The following is a 12,302-nucleotide window of genomic DNA, read 5'->3' on the forward strand; positions in this document are numbered from 1 at the left end:
ACTACGATTGGCGCAGGTATGTTGGCTATGCCAATTGCAGCCGCTGGCAATGGTTTTATGGCCAGTTTAGCCATGCTATTAGTGTTATGGGCATTGATGTGTTACACCGCATTATTATTGGTTGAAGTTTATCAACATGAATCCCATGAAACGGGGATCGGGAGTGTTGCTCAGCGCTATTTAGGTTCAGGCGGTAAGTTTATTACCGGTTTTAGCATGATGTTTCTGATGTATGCTCTGACAGCAGCTTACGTTAGTGGTGCAGGGGAAATTATCACATCAAATTTAAACAGCAGTTTGGCCATTGAAATGGCTGATTGGATGGGGATCGTGCTATTCACAGTAATCGGCGGCGGGGTAGTTTGTTTTGGCACGTCATCGGTAGATTTTATTAACCGTATATTGTTTACAGCAAAAATTGTATTTTTAGTGATTATTTTGGCGTTAATGATACCACATGTAGAACAGCAAAATTTGCTGTCGGCGCCGACTGAAAAGGTACTGATATTATCTGCTATTCCGGTATTTTTTACCTCTTTTGGCTTCCATGGTAGTGTGCCTAGTATTGTTAAATATATGGGAGGAGACGTAAAAAAATTACGGATCATATTTATCATTGGTAGTGCTATTCCTTTAATCGCTTATATATTATGGCAAATAGCAACTCTTGGAAGTATAGGTACAACGACCTTCGTGGGTATTCTTGCTGAAAATGCAGGGTTAAACGGGCTGTTAGATGCTATTAAAAATGTAGCGCAATCTGAAAGAACCGAACTGGTTGCTCAAATGTTTATGAGTCTCGCTTTAGCAACGTCATTCCTCGGTGTTGCATTAGGGTTATTTGATTTCTTAGCGGATTTGTTCAAACGGCAAGATAACGCATCAGGGCGTTTACAAACCGGAATACTGACTTTTGCTCCACCACTAGTTTTTGCCTTGTTCTATCCGAAAGGGTTTGTGATGGCGTTAGGCTATGCCGCGATAGCACTTTCAATATTGGCGTTGTTATTACCTAGTGCGATGGCGTTTAAATCCAGAGCATTAAATCAACGTAAGTATCAAGTCTTAGGTGGCGGGTTAGGGTTATCACTGGTATTCATTTGTGGTATTATCGTTATAGGTGTTCAGTTAGGTATAGTTTTCAATATATTACCTAATATAGGCTAATTACCATTCTTATTGTAAACCAGTCATATTTTAATGGCTGGTTTCTTCATCGTCAGTTTATCGCATTTTTTCACTATATTATCTCGACATTGCTGGTATGATTTATATACGAATGATTATCATTAGCACGATATGAGAAAAACCGATATATCTAAAGCTAGCATTTTCTGTAAAAATGGCTATTATGTTAGATATATCGGTTTTGATAGCGAATAACCACTGAGAGTTTTAATGATAAGGGAACCGCAGTCAGGGTCATGCTTATGTAATGGCAAAAGTGTCAGTCGCATGTTCAACCCAAAACAGTTGAGGATATATATCTTACATTTACTGACAGGGGGAATAAACTATGGTTATGACCTAATTAAAAAAATTGGGGAAGAAACCGCTGGTTTTTATTGCCCAAGCCCAGGGGTGATATATCCAACTTTGACTTTGTTAGAAGAATTAGGTTTTATCACAGAGGGTAAAGATAACGGGAAAGGCCGTAAATGCTATGTGATCACACCTGAAGGGCGGTGTTTTTTATTGCTCAAAGCTGAGATTTTAGCTGAAGTTCAGCTAAAATTAAAATATGCACAGGAATTGAAAGCCGGAAATCAGTTTGCTAATGAAATTGAATGTGCAGTAGATAAATTTAAATCATTGTTAAGGCATAAAATTGTTCTTCAACAATTGACGAAGGATGAATCGACTAAAGTGGTTGAGATCATCAATCGAGCAGTAGAAAGAATAGAACAAGTGAATGCAGTATTAGTGACAGAAGGAAAATCAAATGGCTAAAACAAATGATATTATACAAGTGAATGAGCAATCATATATGAAAGATACTAACAAAACACAGAAGAATAAAGCCTCAACACCCGCTGACGGTGAAGCAATACAACCTTCAAATAAAGACGTAAAATTCAAAGAAGTCGTTTGCCCTAGTGTGCCAACTTCTTATTTTAAACGTGCAAAAAATAAAAAACAAAAATTAAAATACTAAAAAGCTTGTTTAGTATTTAGGCTATTAAAAAAAGTATTTTATAAATAATTATTGATAGGGTAACTTATTTTATTGATAAACCAATAAAAAACTCCAGAGGACAGCGGTTGTATAACAAAGATGGGTACTGTCCTGCTAATGAAAAAGGTATTGAGCTTGTGCCATCAGTATAATGATGTTGTTACCTTTATGGGTTAAATTTTATTGGGTCATATTTATAGGAAAAATATTCCGATGAAAAAATCGAATAAGGATTGGTTTTTCTTATTTGAAATTCATATTTTTGGGAAAATAGATTAACCATATATTCGAGCCCCTCGTCTCCATAACGCCGCGTCGCACCCAGCAAAATTTTATTGACTTCCTCGGTTTCAAAATTTCCAGTTACGGGCCCTAAGTACGCTTTTACGGGTTTATTGGTTAACCTAGCTAACTGTTTTGCAAATGACTGCTCTCCTCCATTTCCTGAGTGGCACATAATTGTGCGTATATTGGTATAATTAGATAAGTCTTTTCTTTTTGATAATATTTCATACAATTCATTTGGGGTCATATGATTTTGAGCGCTTCTGTAGAGTAGTGCGGTACCGTTTTGTTGTTTTATTCCATGTGCAACAATATTTAGTCGCTTTTCATTATGATAGATATCTTCAAAAAAATAAAAATCTTTCCCCATAGGGACCATCCCTTCCATTTTGCCACCAAAGGTTGTTAATTTTGTACTGAGAGGTGAGCTATTTTTGTTTGTTAGTATAGAAAATAGCCTATTGGAATTGAGCTTAAGGCTACTTACACTAGTACCTATGCTGGCAATACCCAGTGCAAGAGATGCCCAGCCTAAGATACTTGAAGCTTGGGGGTCACTTTTCCGAGTTAACATGCTAGCGATCCCCGTAGCATCTGAGGCAACACTTAATATTAGTGTAATACTTGCCATGATGGCGCCAGAGGCTGCTAATGATGCACCAAATGTTACACCAGAGAAAATTATCCCTAATGCCCCAATCGCTAACCCACTCATTGCTTTAAGACTAAAGTGCCCTGATGGGTCAATCCGGTTTATCGGGTCTCCGGCACAATAGGCATAGGGATTTATCCCCCCTTTGCCAAAAGGGCTCAAACTATCAGGGCAATGAAAGCGCATTAGGCATGGGTTATATGCACGATAACCATTGCCTAGGTGATAAACACCTGTAATTGGGTCAATTCGCTCACCATTTAAGCCAAGAAAATGTTCTGTTGTTTTATCTTCGCCATATGGCAACCTAGAGTGGGACTGGCTCAGCTTATTGTTTGTATTTAAAGACCATATTAAATTGTCATTATATTCATTCGCCATTAAGGTTAGTTCAGTATTACATCCAACAGCTAAGCAAGTATGACCTGCTTTTATTAAACGAATTTTGTTGTTTTTTTCTGTGGTGATTTCATTAACTAGCTCGTCGGCGCGGTAATAGAGTTGATGATTTTGATTATTTTTGACGGTTTGGCTCACAATTTGATTTAGAGCATTGTAGCCATATTTGCTATTTTCTAGCCCATTAACGCGAATAAGCCGCCCTAGAGGGTCATAGTGTAATGTCCTACCTGCATTATCTAGTATCAGACGACCACATTTATCATACTCAAGTGGAATATTCGCAGGGTAATTACGGTGTGAATGAGATATGGCGGTTAATTGTGTAGGGTCATCTTTATTATTGTAATGGTGCAGGGCAATATCCACTTCGTGGTTTTTTAGTACGGTGCGTACCTGAATAAGGTTATTTAATGGGTCGTAATCATAGAATTGCTGTCTAACTGATTGCCCATAGCAGTCTATAGGGTGCTCATTACCTTCAAAAGAGTAACCTATTAAACGATTACGTTTATCATAGCGATATTTTTCATTTTTTACGGGCTTATTATCCAATGTCGTATGTTTGGATGATAGTAAGCCATTTTTTAGCCATATACTTTGAATAACCAATTGAGAACCTTGGTTATCGGTGATACTCCGTCTAATTTCCTGATTAAACTCATTGTAAGTGAATGTGGTGAGTATAAAAGCATGGGTAGAATTATCAGTTACTATTTGCGTAATTAAACGACCCAGCGCATCATAGGTAAAATCAGTTATCAGAGCACTATCAAAAATTCGACTTAATCGACCATATTTATCTCGTTGATAGTCTGTTTTTGCCCCTGTAATATCATGGTATGACACGGGCTTTCCTTGCAATGTCCATTGATATTCAGTCTGCTTAGTTACACCCGATAAAATCATTGTTTCTCGTTTCAATGTGCCTGAATTATTCCATTGATTGCTCACTTTTGTGTCTTTTTCTGTAGAATGTAACAGTTCTGCGGTGGCTAAATCATATTCAAACTCCTGAGTGACGCCACATACATTGACCTTATTTATGGCATTATTTAATTCAGGGATATACTCATAATGTACGGTTTCTCCTGAAGGTAATGTGATGAATGAAGGCGAGGGGGATGCGTTATCATATTGGTAGGTTGTGACTCGTTTGCCGCTTTCTTGTAGGGTTAAACGGCCTAAACTGTCAAATTCTTGGCTTCCTAGAACCCAGCAATGGCCATTGATATCAGTTACTTGAATGGATGAAACTTCTTTTCCCATTAAATATGGGACATATGTTTGTTCAATTACTGTGCCATCAGGTAATGTTTGGCTAAGAACACGACCATACACATCATAGGTCCATTCAATAGGATTGCCTAACTCATCAATTTGTTTACGTAAACGCCCTGAACCGTCCCAAAAGTGTTGTTGAGAGGCAATAATTTCACTATTCGAATCAATACGTAGTGTGAGTTTGGGCAATTGATTTTTCTTATTAAGAATAGTCATCCACTGGCCACTTTGTAGATGTTGGCCGTTTAACCAACCTTGCTGAGTATGTGTTTCGGTTAATAAGATTGGGTCAACTATTCGGTGTGTTTCAAAATTATTATTAAGCCTTGTCGTAGTAATTTCACCCCATGAGTCTCTTTTATAGGTTGTATTTATGGTATAGCACTGCTGTTTTCTATCAGAAAATTGGGTATCTTGTTCTGTTGTTGCTTGTAGGTTACCTAATGGCCCATATTTCTGATGCTTTACCTCGTACCATTCTTGGGTTCCATCATTATCAAATTGATATTGTTTTATAGGGTAACCTAAACTATTGAAGAGTATTTTTGCTTGATTACCATATGAGTCTTTTTCATAAGTAATAGGGCCTAAATGAGTGATTTTATAATGCCAATATATTGTTCGCTCATAGGCGGAACCCACAGCTTCAGTTTGGCTCAATATCCGGCCAATCTGGTCATAAGTATAATTAGTTTGAATGCCTAACCTATTTATTTCACTCAGCAAACATAAACTCAGCATTGATAGTTTTTTCATTGTTGCTAATTGGCAACCATCATGCCCTTGAAATTGATTTTTTTGAACTATTTGCTGGTTTTGTATAGAAGTGCTAATAGATTGTTTTGAATCGAAGTGGGTTGAGTTTTCCCCATCTTGATAAAAAATATTATAACTAGCTGTTATTCTACCATATTCTATACCATTTCTCTGGCTACAAAATTCAAAAATACGTTTTTGCAATAAACGATTATCTGCATAATATTGTTCTTGGTGTAAAATAATTATCTCGGTATTTTCTAGGTAGCTGTAGGAATAATATGTTGATGTAGTCGGTGTTTGATAATCAGTTTGGTTAGGTATTACTATTTTGGATTTCATGAAGCGGACAAATCCATTTTTTTCGCGAGGGCACAATAAATTATTATTGGTATCGCTACTTTCTTCTGCTGAATACCATTGCATAATGATTCGCGTACCATCGGGATGTATTTCTAATGTAGGGTTGCCATGTTCGTCAAATTCGGATTGATAAACATCTTGTCGTTTTTGACCTTGTTGATTTTCCCATGTGATAGTTTTTTTGTTAACGAATTGAAATTGAGGGGGTTGCTTATCAAAAGGAAGACCGATAACGGCGTAATAATCATAGTCTGTACGATTAATATTAATAGAACCATTATGTGATTGATATGTTGTAATTTCATTTGTCAGTAAATGATAGTTATTATAGAGCCGTTTAGTTTCTATAATTAGGTCATCACTTCTCTGTATTTCTGTAGACCCATAAGTATAATTAGTTAAAAGCGAATATAAATTATCAGTATCCGATTTGAAATTTAATCCGCTAGCAAAGCCTAAATAATTTGTGTTTGTATAAGTATAGGAGGTGACAATATCAGGTTGTTCTCCTTGGAAGGATAACGTATGGCGAGTTGCGGCAATTAGTGCAGGGTATATATCCTCAGGGAATCTAATGAGGTCTCTTTGATAATAAATAGATTCAACTAACCCAGTAGGATGTATTATTTTTTCTATGTAACCATATTCATTATAACTGAAATGCCAAATATAATTTTCTGTTGTTTTTATAAGTTGCTGTAAATGTCCATTGAATATTTTTAATTTTATTTTATAGCATTCTAGTGATAGGGGGTATATTGATATTATAGGCTGATTATAATTTTCGTAGTCTATCGATAATAAAACATTATTTTCATCTTTTATTTCTAAAAGGTGAGGGAAGCCAAAAAACGCCCATTTTAGGATAACAAAATGGCCATCATAACTTTCGATTTTTAATGTATTTTTGATATCACTTCCCGAAGATGGTCCTTCTAATATTTCAACTACACCTGATTTATAGGTGATTTTATAAAAATCATCAAAACGTTCAAAAATAAAATTATTTAACTTTTTTTGTTTTACTTCAAAATTGGCAACAGTATCATTAATAAGATATTTTTCACCAGATGATAAGTGAAGTAGTTTGTTCTTACTGTCATAGGTGGTTAATGGTAATGAGAAGCCCATACCAAAGCCACTATTATTATTTTGTAATGAACTACTGCATAATGATAAGTTAATTTCGGGGCCCATGCCATAGTTACAATTAATATTAACGATAGGGATATTTAAGGAAAAAATACCGGTTCTAGGGTCTATTCCTGTTTTTAATGCACTTATGAAATTTTGGCTTTGTGAAAAAAATTTATTCATAGAATGTTATCCATTTAATTTATTATTGATTTTTGTTGGATGTTTTTGATTATGACATTATTAAAATAATAAGCGTTATAATTTATAATGCTGAGAAATTAATAAATATAATAATGCGGTTGGTTAGCTAACATAAAATTTAATATGTTCATCATTACCTACCTTGGCTATAATTGTGGCTTCATTTCCATATTGGTCACGCAAAATAAACGCCATTTTTTCTCCCCATTCACTATAATTCCATAAAGCACCATACCAAACACGGTAACTCCAAAAGCATAACCCTGATTTTTCATGGTTTTTTGATGTAACAGTGATGGACCATTTTTGTGTGAAATGAAATGTTGTTGTATATGCGGCATCGTGATTTTGTTTGACTGAAGAGTCCGTTGATGTGCTACAACCTTTGTAATTACCTGTTTGTTTATAGTGGAACCATAGATGCTCTTGGCATGATGCGTCATGAGTAATTGTGCCATTTGTATTATTAAATCTTACGTAGTATTTAGTCAAAATGCTATTTGAGTAACCACCCACGCCTTTCTCGATAATGGGGTGTTCAAGAGAGTACTTATCAAGATCGGACTCTGAAAAAATACGTTTGGGTAGTACATTCAATAGAACATAATCAGGCATTTTATTTTTCCCATTATATTCTAGGGCTGTAGTATATTCATCTTGATTAATTTGACATCTTACACAGAGTTTAAATGCTTCAATTAGATGGTTAAGAGAGACATAGACAATACATGATGAAATGTTAACCTGTTTATTAGACGTACCACTGTTTGGGACATAGTTTCCGCATATATCAGTATAGTGAAGTACATTAGAAAACGGTTCATTCTTATAATCTACTAGTTGAATGTTTTTAAATATATCTTTTGGCGATATGTCAAGTGGTTGGTTGTGATTGTTTTTCGCTTCGATATTAATTTCAACCTGAACTTGGTGGTTGCCATTAGCATAAATAGATGCAGCTTTACCCCCACCAGGAATGAATATTTTTAAGGCGGATAGAGAGTGAATATCCTCCCAGTAGCAAATACCCGATACATAATCATTTCCCTCTATCACGGTGCCTAAATTTATTGACGCATTGCCATAAACCCTCGCATTACCTCTTATTATTGCATTATTCCTGATAAGGGCATTACCATAAACTTGAGCATTTTCACTAATGAGTGGACTGCCTTCTACAGTGGCATTTTCATAGACTTTTGCATAATTAGTTACCTGACAACTAATAAGTATTTTCGCATTGTCATAAACCTCAGCATGACCACTAATAATAGAATTATTAGTCACTATGGCATTACCATAAACTTTAGCAGAGTCTTTTATTATTACTGCGGTATAATCTTTTCCTGTGATTTGAGCAAATTCGCTTATTTCAGCTGAGTTCATAATAAGGCATCTTCCTCTTAATTCAGCATTGCCTGAAACTTTAGCATTATCGAAAACATCGGATTTATCTAATACTTTAGAATTACCAGAAACACTAGCATTATCAGATACCTTTGCATTTCCATAAATATTTGCATTATCGGATATTAGAGCATTACCATAAACCATAGCATTGTCATATACTTTTGCATCGTCACATATGCAGGCATTACCAGATATTTGTGCATCACCAGAAATATGAGCGTTACCATATACCATCGCATCATCTAAAATAAAACAATTACCTTCCTGACTTAAATTACTTTCACTACTAACCCATCCACCATATTCTTTGGTTATTAGGTTTTCTATTTTATATAGTGTGATGCCATCATGATTTTTTTCAATATCGGTGATCCTATATTTCTGCATAATAATTAACCTTGTTTATTGGGTTTGTAGGTATACTAAATTTTGGACTATATGTTTATCTTTAATGGGAAATATAAAATATAAAAATATTATTAACATTCAAAGGTTGTTAATGTTAATGAAAAAAATAAATAATTAGAATGCTAAAAAAAGAGTATTCTTACTTAAAATTATAATAAATTAAATTTATCATAGAAACATGAATGGTATAAATCCCCCTGATAATATTGAATTATCAGGGGAATAGGTTATAAACCTAATTGAGATTGTATATAGGCAATTTCTTCAATCCATTGCTGCTGTAATTGTGGTTTTTGATGATTCAGTTTGCGTTTTTGGTCAGCTTGTAACTTTTCCTCTAACACTAACAATTTTTCTAGCAATTCATCTTCCTGAGTTGCTTTGCTAGGGTAAACATCAAGCTCCGCACTTGCATTAATAAGCGGGGGATTATTGACTAACAACAGCTGGGATTGCTGCTCAATTTTATGATAGATATCATCTACATTGAGGTATTCTTCCAAACGATTATCATTAATAAACCAAAAACGTTGGCAGCTATTTTCGATCAGCCACCTATCATGGCTGACGACCAGTAATGCCCCTGAAAATTGGCGGATTTGCTCGCTTAGTGCTTCTTTCCCTTCAAGATCAAGGTGGTTTGTTGGCTCATCCAGTAACAATAATTCATATTGAGCCAAACTTAAACCAATAAACAACAGTCTAGAGCGTTCCCCGCCACTCAGTGTTGCTACTTTTTGTGAGTGACGAGTATAAGCAAAACCTGCACTGATTAAGGCCATTTTGCGTTGTTCATCTGTTAACGGTGCAAAAGGGCGTAATGCATCCAGTAGAGTGTCATTATCATTTAGCTGCGCAAGTTGCTGATCATAATAACCAGTGCTAATTGCAGGATGAAACTTTAGCTGCGAACTATAGCGTAAATCTTGCTGATAGTGCTGCCAAAGTAGACGCAATAATGTTGATTTACCACAACCATTTGCACCGATAATAGCAATACGATCGCCACTTTTAACTTGATGAAATGCACTAGTAAATAAATGCAAGCCATTAGGTGTTGAAATGACGGTATTCTCTAACTCAAGTACGCGGTTTGCAGGGATGGATTTGCCATTTAAAGATAATGTCCATTGGTAACCCTCTGTGACTTCTGTTTGGTCATCCTTAAGACGATCAATATGCTTTTCCATCTGCTTTGCTTTACGAGAAAGTGCTTCGTTATCGTACACGTGTCCCCATATGGCTAAGCGCTTAGCACTTGAGGTTATGCGGTCAATTTCCTTTTGCTCTGCCTGAAACCGATGTTCGTCTGCGATATCTTTTTCAATTAGCGCTTGACGAGCGGCGCTACAAGCTAACCGAAAAAAATGGAGCGATTTATCCCGCAAAATCCATGTGCAGTTGGTCACTTTATCAAGTAACGCTTGGTCATGGGAAACAAGTATAAAGCTGCCTTTCCATGATTGCAGAAAATCACCTAACCAAATAAGGGTAGGCAGATCTAAGTGGTTACTCGGTTCATCTAACAGTAATAAATCAGGTTGTTCAATTAAAGCACGGCCTAATAATAAACGAGTATGTTGACCACCACTTATTGTGTTTGCTTTTTGTTCCCATTGTTGTGTCGTAAAGCCTAACTCAGATAATAAAACTTCAGCCCGCCAGCGGTCTGTTATTTTATCTTGCTCAGGAAGCTTCTCAACAATAGCATCAATGAGTGACAGATTAGCAACATCTGCAGGTAAATGCTGTTCGATATAAGCGGTGACGCAATGGTTTGCATAAGTGATAGTGCCACTATTTGGAGATAACTGGTGGGTTATCAGTTTTAATAATGTACTTTTCCCACTGCCGTTATGGCCTATTAAGCCTATACGTTCACCTTGTTGTAAGGTAAAAGAAACATCATTTAATAAAGACGTTGTTGGTGTATCGTAGTTTAATGATTTTACAGACAATAAAGTACTCATAGCTTACTCAATTTTTAGGCACAAAAATGCCAAGGAATTGTCAGAACGACAACCCAGTAAGCTGAGGGAACACCCAATTGGTAATTTCGCTCAGGCAGGGTTATCGCAGTATAAAACTGTGAAAGCCTGAGCTTTGGCGATTACCAAAGAAGTGTGAATATTCAATTAAATCACACAACAACATAGATTAGCCTCCTTATTATTTAGTTAAGTTGAACAATGTCGGTATCATAGCAAATAGACTGTTTAAGGAGCAATGTCCTAAAATGCGCTGTTTAATTTATCTACTCAGAAGTAAGTTATTGGTATAAACAAAACTTATACAGCTAATGATGAGATGAATAAAATTTCTGATGGTTGGGATTTTAGCGAGTAATACATAAAATTGATGCTCAAATTATAAGGGAATGACTAATGAACGTAGAAATAAAACCCGCAACACGCCAAGATGCTGCATTAATTTTAGACATGATCATCGAGTTGGCTGATTATGAAAAGGCTCGTCATGAAGTAAAAGCCTCCGTTACTGACATTGAAAATTCGTTATTCGGTTCAGATTCAAATACTGAAGCTTTAATTTGTTATATTGACGGGCAACCTGCAGGATATGCCGTATTTTTTACAAGTTATTCAACTTGGCTAGGGAATAATGGAATATATTTAGAGGATTTATACGTTTCTCCTGATTACAGAGGCGCTGGTGCAGGGAAAAAATTATTGAAATACATTGCAACGCTTGCTGTAGAGCGCAAATGTCAGCGCCTTGAATGGAGCGTTTTAGACTGGAATCAGCCCGCAATCGATTTTTATAAAAGTATCGGTGCACAGCCACAAGATGAGTGGGTTCGTTATCGGATGGATGAAAAAACAATTGCAATATTTGCTAGTTAATTTTTGTAGAAAATAAACAACTTGTAAATGTAATATTAAAGATGTTTTTAAAGTTTATTCAAGTAAGCCAGTAAATTAAATACTGGCTTTATTTTTGTATAAACATATACAATAAATGCCTTATTATCACTTTTTCTAATCTATTCTATTTTTTTGTGATGTACGGCAACTATACTTAAGATAAATCCTGATAAAATGTCGTTAAATTAGATAGATAGCTAATAATCGAACTGTATTTGGAAAAATGTAGCTCGATTAAAAAAAGAAAGCATCACAACTTCAGTCTTAATCGTATTTATTTCGTATATAAACAGTTATACGGCTTTATTAATTTCACCAGGTTAATAATCAAAATAATTGTTGTTCATTG

General features: G+C 35.5%; 7 protein-coding genes. 4 read left to right on the top strand and 3 right to left on the bottom strand.

Annotated features, from left to right (window positions below; all coding sequences use genetic code 11):
* Positions 1-18: 18 nt before the first annotated feature.
* The 3 genes from tyrP to ACPEH5_RS03325 all read left to right on the top strand — a co-directional run bounded on the left by tyrP (position 19) and on the right by ACPEH5_RS03325 (position 2,155).
* The gene (gene tyrP / locus ACPEH5_RS03315; RefSeq protein WP_230232918.1) at positions 19-1,167 is read left to right on the top strand and encodes a tyrosine transporter TyrP; all 1,149 of its coding nucleotides are present in this window, start codon (positions 19-21) and stop codon (positions 1,165-1,167) included.
* A gap of 231 nt (positions 1,168-1,398) precedes the next feature.
* Complete coding sequence (locus tag ACPEH5_RS03320) at positions 1,399-1,950, top strand: PadR family transcriptional regulator (RefSeq protein WP_042843839.1); 552 nt, start codon at positions 1,399-1,401, stop codon at positions 1,948-1,950.
* Positions 1,943-2,155, top strand: coding sequence for a hypothetical protein (locus ACPEH5_RS03325; RefSeq protein ID WP_042843838.1), 213 nt, complete (start codon positions 1,943-1,945; stop codon positions 2,153-2,155). The genes ACPEH5_RS03320 and ACPEH5_RS03325 overlap by 8 nt, the downstream gene beginning before the upstream one ends.
* Positions 2,156-2,342: 187 nt before the next feature.
* Here ACPEH5_RS03325 and ACPEH5_RS03330 read toward each other — a convergent pair whose 3' ends face one another.
* The 3 genes from ACPEH5_RS03330 to ACPEH5_RS03340 all read right to left on the bottom strand — a co-directional run bounded on the left by ACPEH5_RS03330 (position 2,343) and on the right by ACPEH5_RS03340 (position 11,041).
* Entirely contained in the window at positions 2,343-7,232 is a 4,890-nt protein-coding gene (locus tag ACPEH5_RS03330; RefSeq protein ID WP_281110863.1) for an RHS repeat domain-containing protein, read from the bottom strand.
* Positions 7,233-7,355: 123 nt separating this feature from the next.
* Entirely contained in the window at positions 7,356-9,050 is a 1,695-nt protein-coding gene (locus ACPEH5_RS03335) for a hypothetical protein (protein ID WP_129465889.1), read from the bottom strand.
* A gap of 248 nt (positions 9,051-9,298) precedes the next feature.
* A complete protein-coding gene (locus tag ACPEH5_RS03340; protein WP_048607160.1) occupies positions 9,299-11,041 on the bottom strand; it encodes an ABC-F family ATP-binding cassette domain-containing protein in 1,743 nt (580 codons plus the stop codon).
* A 414-nt stretch (positions 11,042-11,455) separates the two neighbouring features.
* Between ACPEH5_RS03340 and ACPEH5_RS03345 the strand changes: the two genes are divergently transcribed.
* The gene (locus ACPEH5_RS03345; RefSeq protein ID WP_042843836.1) at positions 11,456-11,932 is read left to right on the top strand and encodes a GNAT family N-acetyltransferase; all 477 of its coding nucleotides are present in this window, start codon (positions 11,456-11,458) and stop codon (positions 11,930-11,932) included.
* Positions 11,933-12,302 lie beyond the last annotated feature (370 nt).

This window comes from Providencia sp. NPDC089933 (genome assembly GCF_049545585.1).
Taxonomy (GTDB): Bacteria; Pseudomonadota; Gammaproteobacteria; order Enterobacterales; family Enterobacteriaceae; genus Providencia; species Providencia huashanensis.